General features: G+C 60.2%; 19 protein-coding genes. 5 read left to right on the forward strand and 14 right to left on the reverse strand.

Annotation, left to right across the window (positions count from 1 at the left end):
- Nucleotides 1–100 precede the first annotated feature (100 nt).
- The 7 genes from ACI3GR_RS08215 to ACI3GR_RS08245 form a co-directional block, all read right to left on the reverse strand.
- On the reverse strand, nt 101–721 hold the full coding sequence (locus tag ACI3GR_RS08215) for a LysE family translocator (protein ID WP_407493706.1): 621 nt from the start codon (nt 719–721) through the stop codon (nt 101–103).
- On the reverse strand, nt 718–1,155 hold the full coding sequence (locus tag ACI3GR_RS08220; RefSeq protein ID WP_407493707.1) for a VOC family protein: 438 nt from the start codon (nt 1,153–1,155) through the stop codon (nt 718–720). The genes ACI3GR_RS08215 and ACI3GR_RS08220 overlap by 4 nt, the downstream gene beginning before the upstream one ends.
- Complete coding sequence (gene recF / locus ACI3GR_RS08225; RefSeq protein ID WP_407493708.1) at nt 1,152–2,255, reverse strand: DNA replication/repair protein RecF; 1,104 nt, start codon at nt 2,253–2,255, stop codon at nt 1,152–1,154. The genes ACI3GR_RS08220 and recF overlap by 4 nt, the downstream gene beginning before the upstream one ends.
- Nucleotides 2,256–2,328: 73 nt before the next feature.
- Nucleotides 2,329–3,447, reverse strand: coding sequence for a DNA polymerase III subunit beta (dnaN, locus tag ACI3GR_RS08230; protein ID WP_407493709.1), 1,119 nt, complete (start codon nt 3,445–3,447; stop codon nt 2,329–2,331).
- A 195-nt stretch (nt 3,448–3,642) separates the two neighbouring features.
- Nucleotides 3,643–5,034: a chromosomal replication initiator protein DnaA gene (gene dnaA / locus ACI3GR_RS08235; RefSeq protein WP_407493710.1), complete on the reverse strand. Its 1,392-nt coding sequence runs from the start codon at nt 5,032–5,034 to the stop codon at nt 3,643–3,645.
- Nucleotides 5,035–5,529: 495 nt separating this feature from the next.
- Complete coding sequence (rpsT, locus tag ACI3GR_RS08240) at nt 5,530–5,793, reverse strand: 30S ribosomal protein S20 (protein ID WP_407493711.1); 264 nt, start codon at nt 5,791–5,793, stop codon at nt 5,530–5,532.
- A 105-nt stretch (nt 5,794–5,898) separates the two neighbouring features.
- Nucleotides 5,899–6,537: a helix-turn-helix domain-containing protein gene (locus ACI3GR_RS08245; RefSeq protein WP_407493712.1), complete on the reverse strand. Its 639-nt coding sequence runs from the start codon at nt 6,535–6,537 to the stop codon at nt 5,899–5,901.
- Nucleotides 6,538–6,644: 107 nt separating this feature from the next.
- On the opposite strand from ACI3GR_RS08245, the gene ACI3GR_RS08250 reads away from it, so the two are divergent.
- Complete coding sequence (locus tag ACI3GR_RS08250; protein ID WP_407493714.1) at nt 6,645–7,793, forward strand: NAD(P)/FAD-dependent oxidoreductase; 1,149 nt, start codon at nt 6,645–6,647, stop codon at nt 7,791–7,793.
- 31 nt (nt 7,794–7,824) lie between these two features.
- On the opposite strand, the gene ACI3GR_RS08255 is transcribed toward ACI3GR_RS08250, so the two are convergent.
- The 4 genes from ACI3GR_RS08255 to ACI3GR_RS08270 form a co-directional block, all read right to left on the reverse strand.
- Nucleotides 7,825–8,613: an SDR family oxidoreductase gene (locus ACI3GR_RS08255; RefSeq protein WP_407493716.1), complete on the reverse strand. Its 789-nt coding sequence runs from the start codon at nt 8,611–8,613 to the stop codon at nt 7,825–7,827.
- A gap of 98 nt (nt 8,614–8,711) precedes the next feature.
- Entirely contained in the window at nt 8,712–9,488 is a 777-nt protein-coding gene (locus ACI3GR_RS08260) for an enoyl-CoA hydratase (RefSeq protein ID WP_407493717.1), read from the reverse strand.
- Between the two features lie 65 nt (nt 9,489–9,553).
- Nucleotides 9,554–10,405 (reverse strand): bifunctional DNA-formamidopyrimidine glycosylase/DNA-(apurinic or apyrimidinic site) lyase, encoded by an 852-nt coding sequence (gene mutM, locus ACI3GR_RS08265; RefSeq protein ID WP_407493718.1) that lies wholly within the window; start codon nt 10,403–10,405, stop codon nt 9,554–9,556.
- 7 nt (nt 10,406–10,412) lie between these two features.
- Nucleotides 10,413–10,910, reverse strand: a complete 498-nt coding sequence (locus ACI3GR_RS08270) for a hypothetical protein (protein ID WP_407493719.1) — start codon at nt 10,908–10,910, stop codon at nt 10,413–10,415.
- 100 nt (nt 10,911–11,010) lie between these two features.
- Between ACI3GR_RS08270 and ubiE the strand changes: the two genes are divergently transcribed.
- Both ubiE and ubiB read left to right on the forward strand, forming a co-directional pair.
- On the forward strand, nt 11,011–11,757 hold the full coding sequence (ubiE, locus tag ACI3GR_RS08275; protein ID WP_407493720.1) for a bifunctional demethylmenaquinone methyltransferase/2-methoxy-6-polyprenyl-1,4-benzoquinol methylase UbiE: 747 nt from the start codon (nt 11,011–11,013) through the stop codon (nt 11,755–11,757).
- Complete coding sequence (ubiB, locus tag ACI3GR_RS08280) at nt 11,758–13,296, forward strand: 2-polyprenylphenol 6-hydroxylase (RefSeq protein ID WP_407493721.1); 1,539 nt, start codon at nt 11,758–11,760, stop codon at nt 13,294–13,296.
- On the opposite strand, the gene ACI3GR_RS08285 is transcribed toward ubiB, so the two are convergent.
- The 3 genes from ACI3GR_RS08285 to ACI3GR_RS08295 all read right to left on the reverse strand — a co-directional run bounded on the left by ACI3GR_RS08285 (nt 13,297) and on the right by ACI3GR_RS08295 (nt 17,624).
- Entirely contained in the window at nt 13,297–14,178 is an 882-nt protein-coding gene (locus tag ACI3GR_RS08285; RefSeq protein WP_407493722.1) for a phosphotransferase family protein, read from the reverse strand.
- 72 nt (nt 14,179–14,250) lie between these two features.
- Complete coding sequence (locus ACI3GR_RS08290) at nt 14,251–14,913, reverse strand: flagellar hook capping FlgD N-terminal domain-containing protein (protein WP_407493723.1); 663 nt, start codon at nt 14,911–14,913, stop codon at nt 14,251–14,253.
- An 11-nt stretch (nt 14,914–14,924) separates the two neighbouring features.
- On the reverse strand, nt 14,925–17,624 hold the full coding sequence (locus ACI3GR_RS08295; RefSeq protein WP_407493724.1) for a flagellar hook-length control protein FliK: 2,700 nt from the start codon (nt 17,622–17,624) through the stop codon (nt 14,925–14,927).
- 109 nt (nt 17,625–17,733) lie between these two features.
- Here ACI3GR_RS08295 and ACI3GR_RS08300 point away from each other — a divergent pair, with 109 nt between their 5' ends.
- Both ACI3GR_RS08300 and ACI3GR_RS08305 read left to right on the forward strand, forming a co-directional pair.
- A complete protein-coding gene (locus tag ACI3GR_RS08300; RefSeq protein ID WP_407493725.1) occupies nt 17,734–18,015 on the forward strand; it encodes a rod-binding protein in 282 nt (93 codons plus the stop codon).
- A complete protein-coding gene (locus tag ACI3GR_RS08305) occupies nt 18,008–18,382 on the forward strand; it encodes a flagellar protein FlgN (RefSeq protein WP_407493727.1) in 375 nt (124 codons plus the stop codon). Before ACI3GR_RS08300 ends, ACI3GR_RS08305 begins: the two co-directional genes overlap by 8 nt.
- Nucleotides 18,383–18,517: the final 135 nt, after the last annotated feature.

An 18,517-nucleotide genomic window follows, 5' to 3' on the forward strand; every position in this document is an offset into this window, starting at 1 on the left:
ATACCGTTCTGGCAGGGCAATGTCACGTCTCAGCCACAATATTTTGTGGTTTCAGCCGCGTCAGCTTTGTCATGACCACAAGGCGCGGCAGACGCCGGATCTAGGTGAACGGAATGACCAGCCCGACACATATCATTAGCCCGCCCGCGATGGTGTTCGTCCGCCGCATCGCGGTGCCAGAGGCCAGCAATCGCCGCACCCGGTCGACCATCAGCGCAAAGATCAGATTGCCAATGAACGGCACCGCCATCGACACGCCCATAATCGCCGCGATGTCCCATTTCGTGATGTTCGTCAGATCGAAAAACCCGGGCAGCACGCCCATGTAGAACAGGATCGCCTTAGGGTTGCCCAGGATAACGACCAGACCGGCGATGAACCCTGCCCACATGCCCGGCCGCGTCAGACGGCTGTCACTGGCGATGGTCTTGTCGGCATTGCGGATCAGCAGGATCCCCATGATCAGGAACATCGCCGCCCCGACAAAGCGCAGCAGCGTCATGAACCACGACACCTGTTCCACCAGCCAGCTAACCCCCAGCACGGCCAGAAGCGGCCACAGCGCGTCGCCCACCACCACGCCAAGCGCCAGCGGCCATGCGGAATGAAACCCGCCCGACAAGGCGCGGGCGGTTAGGGCCAGCCAGACAGGCCCCGGCGTCAGAAAGAGGATGAACAGGGCCCCGGCGTAAAACGCCAGTTCAGTTGCGGTCAGGGTCATTCGCGTTGCGGATCCGGGATCGTCAGGGTGCCGTCGTCGTTCACGGTCCAGAACGGGTTATACGCCAGTTCCCAGACATGGCCGTCCGGGTCCGAATAATAGCCCGAATACCCGCCCCAAAAGACCTCCTCCGGGCGCTTCAGTTCCGTCGCGCCCGCGTCGATGGCGGCCTGATAGGCAGCGTCGACCCCGTCGCGATCTTGAAAGTTCTGCGCCAAGGTCACGGCGCCGATACCAAGCGGCGCGCCGGGACGACCCTGATCCTTGGCCAGATCGTCTTTGCCAAACAGACCAAGCGCCATGCCATGCAGCCGGAAAAACACCACGCCCGGCGCTTGATCCGCGGCCTGCCAGCCCAACGCCTCGTAAAAGGCGCGCGACCGGGCCAGATCCTCGACCCCGAGGGTTATCAGGCTCACCCGTTGCGGTGTCATGGCGTATCCTTCTCAATCTGGCTTTCGCCCGCCGTGTCCGTAATCCGCAGATGCTGGGCGCGCTCGCCCAGTTCCGCAAACAACTCCGGCCCCGTGCCCGTCATCCAGGCCTGAGCCTTCAGGGCGCAGACCTCGTCATAAAGGGCGGCGCGCCGGTCGGCGTCAAGATGGGCGGCGACCTCATCCAACAGCAGGATGGGAGGCGCGCCAAAGTCATCCGCCAAAGCCCGCGCATTGGCGAGGATCAGAGAGATCAGCAAAGCCTTCTGCTCTCCGGTCGAGGCATCCTTGGCCGCGATCCCTTTGGCGGCCCATTGCGCCTCCAGATCCACGCGGTGTGGCCCGATCAGAGTGCGCCCGGCCGCCAGATCGCGCCTGCGCCCATCGGCCAGCGCGGCTTTCAACGCCAGTTCGTCCGCGGGCAATTCGCCCTCCGCGTGGCTCATCGCCAGATCGGGGGCGGGAAAGGCGGTGTCACTGGTGGCGGCGGCGATAAGGGACAACGCCTCGGCCCGGTGGGCGGTGATACGCGCGCCCGCCTCTGCCATCTGTGATTCCAGTGCGACATACCAGTGCTCGTCACGCACCATGTCCTTCAGCAACCGATTGCGTTCCCGCATGGCCTTTTCATAAGCCAGCGACGCTTCGGCATGGGCCGGATTAAAGCTCAGCGTCATGCGATCCAGAAATCGCCGCCGCCCTTCTGCCCCTTCGATCCACAGACGGTCCATCGACGGCACCAGCCAAAGGATCCGCGCAACCCGGCCCAATGCGGCCTGCGACGCCGCCTTGCCATCAATCCGCACGGTCCGGGCCGTTCCGGGTTCGGCCATGGTCTCCAGCTCATGCACATTATGCAGCGAGCGCAGCACACCTGTCAGCTTCCAGCCCAAGGCTTCGGGCCGCCGGATCAGATCCTCTGCCCCTGCCCGCCGCAGCCCGCGCCCCGGCGAAAATAGCGACACCGCTTCCAATAGTGATGTCTTACCAGCGCCGTTCGGGCCGTGAATGGCCACAGGCCGACCATCCGCCTCGACCACACCACGGCGATACGACCGGAAATGCGATAGGGTCAGCCGGGTCAGACACAGCGTCCCCATGCATCCCCCATCTTCATCTTTCAAAAAAATACTCTCGCCGAAGGCAGACCCGCGCAGCGGGTCATACGACAGCTCAGACGCGCATCGGCATGACGACGTAGATGGCCGAGGTGTCGCCACCTTCGCGCATCAGGGTCGGATCACCGGCCGAGTTGAAAAGGAACACCGCGTTTTCACGATCGACCTGAGAGGCGATCTCCAGCAGGTATTTCGCGTTGAACCCGATCTCCAGCCGTTCGTCGCCATAGGCCACGGCCAATTCTTCTTCGGCGGCGCCGCTGTCCGGCGCGTTCACGGACAGGACCAGACGGTCTTCGTCCAGCGCCAGCTTCACTGCGCGCGACCGTTCGGACGACACGGTCGCCACACGATCCACGGCCTTGGCGAAATCAGCGGCGTCGACTTCCATCTGCTTGGTGTTCCCCTGCGGGATCACGCGGGTGTAGTCGGGGAAGGTGCCGTCGATGACCTTGGACGTCAGGGTGATTTCCGGCGTTGCAAAACGGACCTTGGTTTCGCTGACAGACACGGCGATTTGCATGTCGTCGTCGTCCAGCAGCTTGCGCAATTCGCCCACGGTTTTGCGCGGCACGATCACACCGGGCATATCAGCCGCGCCATCCGGCAGCGGCGCATCGATGCGGGCCAGACGGTGACCGTCGGTGGCGACACAGCGCAGCACGCGGCCATCTTCGCCTTCGGCGATGTGCATGTAGACGCCGTTCAGATAATACCGCGTCTCTTCGGTCGAGATGGCGAATTTCGATTTGTCGAACAGGCGGCGCAGCACAGGTGCCGGGGCCGAGAAGTTCGACGCATATTCCGAGGTCGCCATGACCGGGAAATCTTCTTTGGGCAGCGTGGCGAGGTTAAAGTTCGACCGGCCCGCCGTCACCGTCAGACGACCGGCGGCGCTGTCTTCGGACAGGGTGACCTGCGCGCCATCGGGCAGTTTGCGGACGATTTCATGCAGCGTCACGGCGCTAACCGTCGTGGCCCCTGCGCGTTCGACCATGGCGGGGGCCTTGTCGACCACCTCGATGTCCAGGTCGGTCGCGCGGAACTGAACTTCGTTCCCTTCGGCTTCGATCAGGACGTTGGCAAGGATCGGGATCGTGTTGCGGCGTTCCACAACCGACTGCGCCTGAGAAACCGCCTTAAGCAGCGCGGCGCGTTCGATGCTGAGTTTCATGACCCTTACTCCTGTCCAAAGCTGCCCGTCAGATCAAAGCCTGCCGATGCCGGGACCGGAAAGCTACCCGTTTCAGGGGTCAGCACAAGTGTTTTGTTGGTTTTTACCCGCATTCCCGGGGGCATCAAGCAAAGACCGGGCGCGATGGCCCGGTCTTTTGAAATTCCTGTGCTTTCGCTAAGCGAAAGGCGCGATTTACGCCTCAAGCGCGCGGCGCAGCAGTTCGATATCCTCGGCGATCTGACCATCCTGCTGCTTCAGCTCTTCCACGCGGCGGACGCCGTGGATCACGGTGGTGTGGTCACGCCCGCCAAAACGGCGGCCAATCTCGGGCAAGGACCGGGAGGTCAGCTGTTTCGCAAGATACATCGCGACTTGACGAGGCCTGGCATAGGTCCTGACACGTTTCGGGCCGATCAGGTCCGACATGCGGATGTTGTAATGCTCGGCCACCTTGCGCTGGATCTCTTCGACGGTGATCTTACGCTCGGACGCGCGTAGGATATCGGCCAGACATTCCTGGGTCAGATCCAGCGTAATCTCACGGCCCACCAGCGACGAGAAGGCGAAGAGACGGGTCAGCGCGCCTTCGAGCACCCGGACGTTGGTCGAAATGCGGTGCGCCAGAAATTCCAGCACGCCGTCGGCCATCTTCAGTTCGGGATATTGCAGGCGATAGGCGTCCAGCTTGCTTTGCAGAATGCCCAGACGCAGTTCGTAGTCGGTCGGGTGCAGGTCGACGATCAGCCCGCACTGCATGCGCGACCGAATACGCTCTTCCATATCGGTCATTTCACCCGGCGCGCGGTCGCCCGAGATGATGATCTGTTTGTTCTGATCCACCAGCGCGTTGAACGTGTGGAAGAACTCTTCCTGCGTGCTGTCCTTACCGGCGATGAATTGAACGTCGTCGACCATCAGAACGTCGACCGTGCGGAACAGCGATTTGAAATCCATGGTGCGACGTTCGCGGATCGCCTGAACGAAACGGTACATGAACTGTTCTGCCGACAGATAGACGACGGTCAGTTCGGGACGGTTCTTCTGCAGCTCATGCGCGATGGCGTGCATCAGGTGAGTTTTACCCAAACCGACGCCACCATACAGGAACAGCGGGTTGAAGGTGACGGGGCCGCCTTCGGCGACACGACGGGCCGCGGCATGGGCCAGTTCGTTCGGCTTGCCGACGACGAAGCTGTCGAAGGTAAAGCGCGGGTCCAGCGGCGCTGGCTGCAGCATCGCATCCAAGGCCGATGGTTTGGCCGGCGCGGCCGCGGCAGCTGCGGCTTTGGGCTCGACTTCGACCTGCGCAGGGCGGGCGGGTTCTGCAATGTTGGTATTGGCGGCTTCGCTGACGACGAATTCCAGACGGCGCACACCGGTGCTGACGGCCGACACCTCGGACAGAATCAGATCACCGAAATTGCGCGACACATAGGTGCCTGCATAGGTGTTGGGCGTACCGATCGTGGCCACGCCTTCGTCGGTCTGAACCAGCACCAGCGGTTCGATCCAGCTTTTGTAATTATGTTGCCCGACGTTCTTCAGAAGATTCTGTTTTACTGCGCCCCATTGATCTTTTGTCATTCTACTTCTTTGCCCCCAGATGCTTTCAAACCAACACGCCTATATGTCCTGCACCGACCCGTTCGATGCAGCGATCGCATTGACTTAGGACAGACCACACCCAGACCGCTCCCGCAGCAGGAGCAGCCAAAAGGTCTGGCAATCTGTTGTCAGGAACTGCAACCGAATGCGCGGATTAGTCCCCTACCGCGCAACCCAAAGTTGCAATTACCGTCTGCTCGACCGGTTCGGTAACCAGGCTGATACTTATGGCAGCGCGCTTTTATTTAAGCGTCGGCAGCTTTCTCAACTCTGGCCCAGAATCGCTGAGCACCCCAAGACGACGTGAATCGCTGAAATGAACTTAGCAACTGCTGCGCGAGGCGCGCAACGGCAAGAAGCGCTTGACTCAGACTTGTTTGAAATCGAATCCGATTCCGGTGGCGAAAGCGCCACATGACAAAAGGGCACCGCTTTCGCGATGCCCCTTTGGTGTTCAAAGACTTGAGCGTCAGATCAGGCGATTGCCTTCACGCGTGCGGCCAGGCGGGACATTTTCCGCGAGGCAGTGTTTTTGTGCACGATGCCCTTGGACACGCCGCGCATCAGCTCGGGCTGAGCGGCTTGAAGGGCTGCAGATGCCTTTTCTTTGTCACCCGACGCAATCGCCTCTTCCACCGAACGAAGGAAGGTACGGATGCGCGAGCGACGCGCCTTGTTCACCGACGTGCGGCGAACCATCTGACGGGCGCGCTTCTTGGATTGAGGCGAATTGGCCATAGTGATTTCGTCCCATGGTTTGGGTTACGTGTGTTCTGAAGCCGCGCTGATAGGGCCGACTCGCCGCAAAGTCAACAGGTTTGGACCGGGAACTGCGGGAATGGGTCAAACTGGTCCCAAGTCATCGCCCGATCCGTCGCCTGATGTCGAACATACCACAAGGATCCGCGCCTCTTCCTGCCCCTCTGCAGCATAAAGGTGCCCGCGCCCGCTGTCGAAATACAGACAGTCGCCTTCGTCCAGCTCAAGCTCGTCCTGCCCTTCGAATTGCACGACGACCCGACCCGTTAGAACCATCAGGAATTCTTCGCCCGGGTGACGTACCATATGATCGAAATGGACGGTCTCACGCGGCTTCAGCGTCCCGCGCATCGGCACCATGGATTTGCCGTGCACATCCGGGAACAGCATTTCGTAGGTGTAGTTTTCCGTCTGGTGAAAGGCAAAATCCCCCTGTCGCGCCACGGCGATGGTGCCCGTTTCGAATTCCCTGCCGCGATCGGCAAACAATTCCGCCACGTCAACGCCCAACCCCTGCGCAAGGCCCGAGAATCGGTCGTACGTCGGCGCCATCAGCCCGCGTTCGATCTTGGATATGGTGGAAATGGCCAGACCGCTGCGATCCGCCAGAGTCTGCAGGGTCAGCCCCCGGGTTTCGCGCAGGTATTTCACCCGCGCGCCCAAGGTCTGGCGACTGTCGTCGAGGGCGGCTCGATCAGTCGGATTCGGTTGGGTGCCAGGCATGTGAACTCTCCCCTGCGGCGATTTCCTTTTTTCCTATCGGAAACACTGTTAGTCGATGCCTGTTTTTAATTTAGGGCTGGGCGCCAGACGTCCAGTCGGGGTGCCGTATGCCACATGATTCCACATTCGATGTCGCCATCATAGGCGCAGGCATTGCTGGTGTGTCGGCGGCGGCCGCGCTGGCCCCGTCTGCGCGGGTTCTGCTGATCGAAAAAGAGGCACAGCCCGCCTATCACGCCACCGGACGATCCGCCGCGATTTTGGCGCAGACGTACGGCAACGACGTGATCCGCGCGCTGACCCATGCGTCCGATCGCTTCCTGCGCAGCCCGCCCGATGGTTTTTGCGACCACCCGTTGCTGTCTCCGCGAGGGCTGGTGCTGATCGCACGCTCTGATCAACTGCTTCGGTTAAGGGCAGACTATGACGCGCTAGAATCGGACCTCTTGGAATGGATTGAGCCTAAGGCATTGGAGGCAGAGATTCCGATTCTCAGGCCGGGATATGTGGCGGGCGGGTTCGCCAACAGGGCGGCGCAGGATGTTGATGTGCATGCCCTTGTGCAAGGCTATCTGCGGCGATTCCGTCAGGACGGCGGACATGTCCGGACTGGACAAGAGGTCACGGGCCTTCACCGTGAGGGCGCGGGATGGCGGGTTCAACTGGGGGCGGAGGCTGTGACAGCCAGCACTGTCGTCAATGCCGCCGGGGCGTGGGCGGATCATGTCGCGACACTTGCGGGTGCGCAGCCGCTTGGGTTGCGTCCGCTCAGACGTAGCGCGGTTACGCTGCGGCCGCCAGCAGGACTGGACGTGGGCCAGCTTCCGATGATCGTGGACGCGGATGAGCGGTTTTATCTGAAGCCCGAAGCCGGGATGCTCTTGGCCTCCCCCGCCAACGAAACGCTGTCTGATCCAACCGATGCGCAGCCGGAAGAGATGGAGATCGCCATCGCAATCGATCGCGTCACCACCGCCTTCGATCTGGATGTCCGCCGGATCGAATCGAAATGGGCTGGGTTGCGCACTTTTGCGCCAGACCGATCCCCGGTTTGCGGCTTTGATCCCGAGGTGCCCGGCTTTTTCTGGTTGGCGGCACAGGGTGGGTTCGGGGTCCAGACCGCCCCGGCCCTGTCCCAGATCACGGCGCATCTGGTTTCAGGCGCGGCACTGGACGAGGACCTGATCGAGACCGGCCTGAATTTGACAAGACTGGCCCCCGACCGCGACAACCGAAACTGGATCTGGCCCACGTAGGGCAGGCTTCGGCCCGCCCTGCCGAGCACCCTTATCCTTGGCGAAACCCACGCTGGAATTTGGCCATGCCGCCGATCCAGCGGTTATAGTTCGCGACCTTGGCTTCCATATAGCTCTGCACCTGCGGATGCGGCAGAATCAGGAACTCTTCGTTGCGGATGCCTTCCAACGCCGATTGCGCCACCGCCTCGGCCGTGATGACCCCATCCCCGGCCTGAGGGCCTTCGGCCCCGATCCCGGTCAGCATCGGCGTCGCCACACCCTGCGGGCACAGAATCGACACCCGGATCCCCTGATCACGATGCGAAATGGCAAGGTTTTCGGCAAAGCCCACGGCGGCGTGTTTCGTCGTGGAATAGGTTGCGCTGCCGATCTGGGACAAAAGGCCCGCCGCGCTGACCGTATGAAGGAAATAGCCAGACCCGCGTTCGATCATGCGCGGAATCAATACGTTGGCGGCGTGCACATGGGCCATCACGTTGACCTCCCATGCCATCTGCCATTCCTCGGGCGTGGCCCCGGCGGCATTGGTGATCGCCAGATCAAAGGCATTCGCGATACCAGCGTTGGAACACATCAGATCGACGGGGCCATGATCCGCCTCGATCTGATCAATCATGGCCGTGATCTGGGCCGCATCCCGCACATCGACCTGCAGGCCTGTGCCGCCGATCTCGGCCGCGACGGCTTTGGCGTTGTCGCCGTTCAGGTCGCAGACGCAGACATGTTTTGCCCCCGCATCCGCCAGCGCCCGTGCCAGCGCCGCGCCGATCCCCTGTCCGCCGCCCGTAACTATGGCGACCTTGCCTGTGATGTCCATGTGCTATCCTCCGGTTTGTCTGGCCATCAAAGCGGGTTACGGCCCAAAAGAAAAGCCGCCCCAAGGGACGGCTTTTGCATAGACGGTCATGAGCGGCCTTAGCGGTCGCGGAACTGCGGTTCGCGCTTTTCCAAGAAGGCGGCCATGCCTTCTTTCTGGTCCTCGGTCGCGAACAGCGAATTGAATACCCGGCGTTCGTACATCAGACCTTCGGACAGCGATACTTCGAAGGATTTGTTGACGGATTCCTTGATCGCCATGACGGTGATCATCGACTTTTCGGCGATTTTCGCCGCGGCGCCCATCGCTTCTTCCATCAGCTTCTTGCAGGGCACCACGCGGCTTACCAGCCCTGCGCGCTCTGCCTCTTCTGCATCCATGAAGCGGCCGGTCAGGTTCATGTCCATCGCTTTGGCTTTGCCAACCGCTTGCGTCAGACGCTGGGTGCCACCAATGCCCGCCATGATGCCTAGGTTCACCTCGGGCTGGCCGAACTTGGCGTTGTCACCAGCGATGATGAAATCGCACAGCATCGCCAATTCGCACCCGCCGCCCAGCGCGTAGCCGGCGACAGCCGCGATGATCGGCTTGCGGACGCGCATGATCTGCGCGGTTTCTTCGCTGAAAATGTCGCCGGTGAAGGCATCAACAAAGCTCAACTCGGACATCATCTTGATGTCGGCACCGGCGGCAAAGAACTTCTCGGTCCCGGTGATGACGATGCAGCGGACCTTGTCGTTGGTCTGGGCCGACGTCAGGAAGTCGGCCAATTCCTTGAAGACCTGTTCGTTCAACGCGTTCATCGCGTCGGGACGGTTCAGTTTAACCAATGCGATGTGGTCTTCGATTTCGACGATGATCGTCTCGTATGCCATGAGGTCGGCCAATCCGTTGTGAGCGTTAAGGGAGATTCACTAACAGCTTACCCCCACGGATCAAGTTATCTTTGGCATTGCGGGCAGTAGAAGGATGAGCGGCCCGATTGAACGACCCGGCGAATCGGCGTGCCGCAGTCGGGGGTGCGACAGGGTTCGGCTTCGCGGCCATAGACGTCGAATGAGTGCTGGAAATACCCCAGTTCGCCATCCGCCTGACGGTAGTCTTTCAAGGACGATCCGCCTGCTGCGATGGCTTCGGTCAACACGTCGCGGATGATCGGAACAAGCGATGCCAGACGGGAGGCAGAGATGCGATCGGCCCGGCGCGTCGGTGCGATACGGGCGCGATAAAGCGCCTCACAGACGTAGATATTGCCCAAGCCCGCGACCAGTTTCTGATCCAGAAGGACCGATTTAATCGGGCTGCGGCGGGATTTGGCGGCCGCGACGAAATAGGCCTCGTTAAACGCGTTGCCCAAGGGTTCCGGCCCGATGTTGGCCAGCAGCGGGTGCGTTTCCGCATTGGCAGTCTCCAGCAGATCCATCGCACCGAAACGCCGGGGATCGTTGAAGGTGATGCGCGCCCCGTTCGCCATGTCAAAGATCACATGGTCATGCTTCTCTGCCGCTGGATGGTCGTGCACGAACTGCCCCAAGGGATCGCCGGACACGGTCATGCGCCCCGACATCCCCAAATGGATCAGCAGGCTTTCCCCGCGGTCGAGATCGGCAAGAATGTATTTGGACCGCCGCCGTAGACGTTCGACCCGCGCGCCGGTCAGACGTTCGGCCATGCGTTCAGGGAAGGGCCAGCGCAGATCGGGGCGGTTGACGGTGGCGCGGGCAATCACCTGACCTTCCATCGCGGGGGCAAGCCCCGTGCGGACGGTTTCAACCTCGGGCAATTCGGGCATGGGCGACCTAGTAGTAGGGCTGCGCCTTATCCAATGCGTGGCGCAGCGTATCGTGACCGTTCACATATTTCACGAGCGTCGCGGTATGGCCACCCTGGAAGCGCAGGCGATAGGTGCCATGCGCTTCGGACTGAACATCGATCAGACGGGTCAGATCGAAGGTCTTGGTTTTGAAGGACGGGGTCATGATCGTCAGGTCGCTGCCCTGCAGGATCGCCTTGAACTGCCAGCAATAGGCGTTGACGTAGGCAAGGATCGGCAGGATCGCCCCACCCCAGATCATTGCGGGACGCGAGGTCTGGGCCAGCTCTGCCATCTTTAGCAACACAGCCATCGTCAGTACCGCGCAAGCCATGCGAACGGGGATTGTGACGTGATGTTCCGAGCGTGCCGGATCCTTGTCAGGCGACAGGTCCAGACGGGGCAAACGGCTGTACATGCGCATCAGCACAACGAACAACAGGATCGCCAGGGCGAGTAATACGATGGATTGTACCTGCTCCATACCGCTTCAGCCCTCTCATGCGCCGATTTGACGGTTTGTGTCTCTGACCCATCTATGGCAGTGAAATCAGGCTATTCTTGGGCAGGGTTAACGCACCTTCATGAGTGATCAAAATACCACGCATTTCGGCTTTGAAACGATCCCCGAGGGGGAGAAGGCCGGAAAGGTTCAGGGCGTCTTTTCGTCCGTCGCATCCCGTTATGACGTGATGAACGACGTGATGAGCCTTGGCATTCACCGCATCTGGAAAGACGCGATGATGGATTGGCTGGCGCCGCGCCGCGGGCAGCGTCTGTTGGACGTAGCCGGGGGGACGGGCGATATTTCGTTCCGGTTCCTTAAACGCGCAGGTCAGGGCCATGCTACCGTCTGCGACCTGACCGAACCGATGCTGGTCGCCGGTCGTCAACGGGCCGAGGCTGAACAAATGGGTGCGCAGCTCGACTGGGTTGTGGGTGACGCGATGGCGCTGCCGTTTCCCGACAACAGCTTTGACGTCTACACGATCAGCTTCGGCATCCGGAACGTGACCCGCCCACAAGTAGCGCTGAACGAAGCCTTCCGCGTGTTGAAACCCGGTGGCCGCCTGATGGTGCTGGAGTTTTCCAAGATCCCGACGCCCGCGCTGCAGTGGGCCTATGACCGCTATTCCTTCAACCTGATCCCGGCGATGGGGCAGGTGATCGCCAATGACCGCGACAGCTATCAGTACCTTGTTGAATCCATTCGGCAGTTCCCGGATCAGGATACGTTCTTGGATATGGTCAAAACCGCTGGTTTCGAACAGGCCAAGTACCGCAACCTGACGCTAGGCATCGCGGCACTGCATTCGGGATGGAAAATCTAGATGCGCGGTCCACACAATATCTGGCGACTGCTGCGGACCGGTGCCACGCTGGAACGCACCGGCGCGATGAAGATCATTCTGGACGCCTACGAGGCGCCGCCGCTGCTTCGCATGGCGGCCCGCATCGCCGGGTGGCCCATTCAGTGGCTAGGGCTCAAGGGCGACCCCTCCATGCCGCCCGCGACCCGTGCGCTGACGGCGCTAGGCCCTGCCTACATCAAGTTCGGTCAGGTTCTCTCCACACGGCCCGACCTTGTCGGAGACGATCTGGCGCGACAGCTGCGTGTTCTGCAGGACCGGCTGCCGCCGTTTTCCATCGAAGCCGCGAAAGAAACGGTCGAAGATGAACTGGGCGAAAGCGTCGACGCGATTTATTCGGAGTTTTCTGAACCTGTCGCGGCCGCCTCGATCGCCCAAGTGCACCACGCCCGCCTAGCCGAGACCGGCGAAGAAGTGGCCGTGAAGGTGCTGCGCCCCGGGATCGAACGCGCCTTTCGCAAGGATATCGACGCCTTTTATCTGGCCGCTTCGATCATCGAGTTCCTATCTCCGGCCTCGCGTCGCCTACGGCCCAGCGATGTGATCGCCCATTTCGACGGCGTCGTCCGAGGAGAGCTGGACCTGCGGCTTGAAGCGGCCTCTGCCTCGACCTTCCAGACGAATACCGCGGGCGACGAAGGCTTTGGCCTGCCTCAGGTCAAATGGCAGCAAAGCGGCCGCCGCGTCATGACGATGTCTTGGGTCGACGGCAGCCCGATGGGCGACAACGATGCGCTGGACGCCGCCGGACATGATCGCAACAAGCTGGGCGAACGGGTCCTGACCCTGTTCCTGAACCATGCGCTGCGCGACGGGTATTTCCACGCGGATATGCATCAGGGCAACCTGAAGGTCGCGCCGGACGGTCGGATCATTGCCTATGATTTCGGCATTATGGGGCATATCGACGAATACACCCGCCGGGTCTACGCCGAGATCCTCTATGGCTTTATCAAACGCGACTACACCCGCGTCGCGCTGGTCCATTTCGAGGCAGGCTATGTGCCCGCCGACCGGGATGTCGATGAATTTGCCCGCGCCCTGCGCGCGGTGGGCGAGCCGATTTTCGGCATGGACGCGACCAAGATTTCGATGGGACGTCTGCTGTCTTACCTGTTCGACGTGACCGAACGCTTTGGCATGGAAACGCGGACCGAACTGATCCTTCTGCAACGGACTATGGTTGTTGTCGAAGGCGTTGCCCGGTCGCTGTCGCCCCAGCTGAACATCTGGGAAGTCGCGCAGCCGGTGGTCGAAGCCTACATTCGCCGCAATCTTGGTCCGCGTGCCTTGGTGCGTGATCTTGGTCGGACAGGCGAAGTTCTGGCACGCTTTGGCCCGCGTCTGCCGCATCTGGTGCAGGGTCTGCTGATCCAGCAGATGAATTCGGTCGATGACAATCGGTACAAAAATCGTGGCAGTCGCAAACCCTATTTCTGGGCTGCTGGCGGTGTCGCGGTCGGGGCCGCGGTGGCGTCCGCGGTGGCAGCGCTTCTCTGATCAGGCGCCTAGCGTCTGGTTTGCGGCGGCAAGTTCAGCTTGGACGTCGCCTTCGGTCGCACCCCGGCCCGCGTCGATGCACCATTTGGCATAGGCCGCCATGCGCAGATGGAAGAACGGGGCGAGCTGACGATAGCGCCGGGTGGTTTCCTTGTCCGGATAGGCCGCCAACAGTTCAGCCTGTTCCGCAGCGCTAAGCAGCCGACCAAGGTAACTGCGCTGCATAAAGGGCGACAGGACGATGCCAAGGTCTTCACAGGCATCGCCAATCGCCGGGCACTGCCAGTCGATAAGCGTCAGGCCACTGTCGGTTTCAATGATATTCGTCGCCACGGGATCCGTATGGATCAGACCGGGCGCTTCGACCGACGGAACTTTTGATCCGGAGCCAAGAGTTTCGAGGCTTTCAAAGACGTCGTTCACATCGCCTTTGCACTGGCCAAGAATGGCTTTGGCCTGCGCCAATAAGGCGTCCGACCCTGATGGCAGCATTCTCAAACCTGCCGGCGTGGGCTGTTGATGCACCGCGTGCAATAGCCCGGCCAGTTTCGCTGATCCTGACCATCCGAACCCTGCGACGAAGGTGTAGATCAGCGCAGTACCGAAATCGCCCCGGATCAAAGCCAACGGCTCGGGCGCCAGGGTCGATCCCTGCAAGCTTTTCAGCACAGAAAATTCCGCGGCAGGATCGTTGGGGAACAATGGGGTCGCTGCGGCCTGATGGTAAAGCTTCACCGCAAAGGCCCCGGCGCTGCATTCAACCTGCCAAAGCCTATTCGTTCGGCCGCCGTGCAGCGGATGCCAGCCGACGACCTTGGCCCCAAGGGTCGCGCCCACTGCCGCGATCAAGGACAGCGGGGGTGTATCAAGCGGCGCGGACATAGGGCGATCGGGCTGGGTCTGAACTCATCCCGGGATCGCTAATCCAGCCCGCCGCTTATCGCAAGGCGCGGATTATTGCGCCGCGCGCAACCCGGTGACTTCGGACGCGCTGACCGTGTTGCCACCTTCCAGCACCAGAATCGTATCTGTGTCCGTGCGTCGCGCTTCGATCACCCGGCCATATGTCGACACCGGATCAGTCGACAAAGTCTCTCCGTTGGCAGAGCTTTCGACCTCGAAGCTATAGGTTCCCGTTGGCGCCTTCGCCCCGGTGATCATGTCGCCAGACCATTGATAGGGCGTATTCGTCAAAGGCAGATCGTCACGATACACGACGTTGCCAGACGCGTTTTTCACCACCAGTACCGCACGATCTGCGGCGGAGGGCGGATCGGGCAGAACGGTCACTGGCTCCCCGTCGTAATAGGATGCCGAGAGGCTTTGCGCCTCCATCCCGACCCAACCGGCAAGATCGCTCATCCCGGATACCTGGATGCGCTCTGCAAGGTCCTGCAGGTGATTGTTCGTCAGAACCTGCTGTTCGACCGAAGAGAAGGTCGCCAGCTGCACCGCGTAATCGGCAGATTCGACCGGGTTGAGGGGATCCTGATTCTGAAGCTGGGTCGACAGCATTTTCAGGAACGTCTCAAAGTCCGAGCTGATGACCGCTTTGTTTCCATCTTGCGCGGCGGTTTTGGACGCCGTTTGGGACGTCGTGACGGATGATAATTCCATTATTCCGCTCCTTATATTCTGATGTCGAGGCCGTCGACCGAAGCCAGCGTCGGCGCGTCCTGTGTCGTTTGTTCTGGCTCAGCGCCAAATCCGGTTAAGTCATTGCGCTCCGTCTGGCCCTGCCCGTTGGTTGCGGCATCGCCTTCTCCACCGTCGGTCGCAAAATCAAAGCGCACATCGGTGAAGCCCTGCGATTTGTAGTCTTGCGCCAACTGATCGATGTGTCTTCTCAGCAGGTCGAGTGTTTCTGGCCGCTCTGCCGTAATGGTCAGGGTCACCGATTGGTCAACCGCGGTAACCTGCATCCGAACGCGGCCCAATTCTTCGGGCTTCAGAGTGATCTCAATCGCGCCTTCCGGCAGAGATTTCGTGGCGTGGTACACCTGCTCCGCCACCCGCGGCCCCATGTCCGGGCGTATAGGAGAAGTCATTGTAGACGGCGAAGGTCGCGCCTGTTCGCCGAGCCCTTCGGCTCGGACCTGTGGTAGAATGTCCTCGCCGCCATGAGATGCGATAGTCTCAACGGGCGTGGATATCGGTTCTATTGTGACCTGCTGCGGAGTATTGGTCGTGATTGTTCGCATCGGCGCGCGCGGCTCAATACGGCTATCGTCCTGAACAATTCTCTCGGGCCGGTCATCCGCGACTTCAAGTGGCTCGGCGTGCCCGCGACGATCACCGTCCGCTTTGATTTTAGTCGCAACCAGAGCTTCGTCGGGAACGATTTTGAAGGTGTCTGAACCCTTCGAAACAGGTGCCACGACCGGCGCCACATTTGGTTGGGGTGCCGGACCGTTTTGTTCCTGCTCGGCTTGGGGCAAAGTTCGAGTCGGAATTTCAGAGGCCTGATCGGCAGCTCTCACCCGAATGTCGACCGCAGAGGAAGCGAGCTTAGCCTCTGTAGTCTTTGGCGGAAACAGGCTGGCGATCTCTGCCGGTCGCTTTTGATCATCAGGCGTGTTGGGCGTGCTGAAATGCATTGCGGTGTCCTGCTCCGAAATTCGATTCGGACGCGTACCCTCCGATACCGAATTGTTTGCCCGCGGCGGTTCGACCGGCTGAGACCTGAGTGTCGTCGCCATAGGAGATGGCGATTCTAAATCCATTGCGCCAACTGATTGACCGGCTTTGAGGTTGGTCCGCAGCTGGTTATCGGTCGCCGTGTTCGGATGCATTGCAACTTTGTCCGGCAAGCCCCGCGGGCCTTGCTCGGTTATTTTCGCAACCGCGGCTCTCTCACTGGCAGCGAACTTGGCCAAAGCAACGGCCTCTTCAGGGGCCGAGACAGATGTTGTCCTGATGATGTCCGCAGGCATTTCATTTTTGGCGAACCGGCGGGTTCGGACAGCTTCAGAGACGTCATCTTTTGCGCCCGTAGCGATGTCGCATAATTTAACGCGATCGGCCAAGCCATCGGCGTCACCGGGTGCTTTGACGGACACCACCTGCCCCTTAGTGAAGATTGTTGAGGGTGGGATACGCCGAAGGGACAATCGCAAATCGCTGACAGTTTCCGCTGTCAGGCCCGCTGTTGATTGAGATAATTTTTCATTCCGATCGGACAGGGCGTACGAATTTTCAGCCCTGAAGTCATTTGTCGGCAGGCGGGGCGCTTGTGTACTCCGGCCGTTGCCGCTCAACGAATTCGGTCGAAATTCATCTGGTGTGGCTTGAGTATGGCCCCCCCGAGTTGCCTTGGGTTGCGAGCCAACAGAAGCGACATCGCGGGCGTTCTCGGGCATGACCCGAGACCCGTCAGTCCGAGCCGCACGGCTATGAAGTCGCACAGGTACATTCATTTCAGCCTCTTGTTCCCGGCTAGCTACCGGCGCAACGCGACGCCCTTCAGATGACGGTAGTTCATTGTTTGATGCAGTCGCAGTTCTGACCTCCCCACCCGCAACCATCACCGGTGCGGGCGCCTCGGTCGTCGGCTTTGATTTAGAAACGAGCGGAGGTTGGTCCGCGACTTCGGGCCGCTGCGAACGAGATTGCTGCGGCACGGCGGCGGTAGGGTCATTTTTTTGCTGCGGCATCATAGACGCTGCGGGTTGATCGGCATTGGAATTTACGTGCTCAATGCGCTGCCCCTCGCCGGCTGTTCGCCCAGGGCGCTTAGACGGTGTCTCATCAAAGCCTGTTTGACCGCTGCGGGACATTCTTTCTGTCGGCCTGCTGTCGACTTTAATTTCACCGTCTGCCTCAATCGAGCTTTTGGCTTTCTCAAAAAGAGGGACTTCTTCTCCAATCGACTCGTTCGGAACGAAGACATTCACCTTCGCCAGTTCACCGGCTTTGGAAATGCCTACCTTGTTCTCTGTCGCAACTGCAGACACAGGGCGGTCGATCGGCAAGGTACGCTCAACGGTTTCTTCGAAAACAGGCCAAGCGATTGCAGCCGTGGGGAGCGTTGTCTTACGCACAACTTCCTGCTCCGAAACCGGCGCGAGATCATCGAACAAACCGTCGGCCCAATCCGATGGCTCAACTTCCGACCCCTCGTCAGGCGTCGCCACCTTTGCGATCGGCTGGTTTTCTGCTTCAGCGCCATCGCCTTCGGTTTTGGACAGCACTTCAGGCGTCGCAAGCGGTTGGTCCTGATCCTCAGATGCGAAGAAAAGCATCGAGAAGTCAGCCCCGTCTTTGTCGACAGAACCTTTCGGTGCCGCGGGCGCAGACACTTTTAGTATTGGGATCAGATCGATGTTCATCGTGGCCTCAGGAATTCTTCCGATTGGGGTCACTCTCTCTGATTCCGGTTACCGATCCTTTACCGATCTCGGGCAAAATCCCCAAATGTGATGAGAATTGGAGATATCCATGCAATCCGAAAAACTCGGAGGATTCGCGGCAAAGCCCGCATCCCCCGCCAAGGAGCTTCGACTGCACAAAGTGGCTGAGGAGCTTGAGGCCTCGTTCCTTTCCGAAATGTTGAAACACGCCGGATTGGGCGAATCTCAGTCGTCTTTCGGCGGTGGCCACGGTGAAGATCAGTTCGCGTCGTTTATGCGCGACGAACAGGCCCGACAGTTGGTTCGCGCGGGCGGAATCGGACTGACGGAATCTCTATTTCAAGCTTTGAAGGACAGACAGAATGACTGAACACATGACTGATACTCAGGGGTCTCAGGACCCGTTTGCAGAACTCGACACACTGCTGGATCGCGAAAGATCAGCACTGGTGGAAGGCGATCTTCAGCAGCTTTCGATGCTGCTGGAACGCAAGGAACAGCTGTTGGAGGAGATCGCCAAGACGGAAGGACCTGCCAACAAAGGGCTGGAGGCGCTGCAGGGCAAAGCCATTCGCAATCAAGCGCTTTTGGATAGTGCGCTGCAGGGCATCCGGTCGGTGGCAAATCGGTTCGCCACCCTGCGCCGCATCCGTAAGTCACTGGAAACTTATGATGAATTTGGGCACAAATCCTCTCTGCCCGCGTTGAGCGAAAACAAGGTCGAAAAACGAGCCTGACGCATTTCATTCAAATGAAAAGTATTTGAGGAAGGGGATTTAGGGTTCCATTAGGGTCTGTTGGTCATTGTGCCCTGGCATCCCAACGGATGGCGCGGCACCGGGAAAGACCCGGTTCCTGCACACGTCAGAACG

Origin of the sequence: Pseudooceanicola aestuariicola (assembly GCF_045763785.1) — a bacterium.
In the GTDB taxonomy this organism is placed as follows: Bacteria; Pseudomonadota; Alphaproteobacteria; order Rhodobacterales; family Rhodobacteraceae; genus Pseudooceanicola.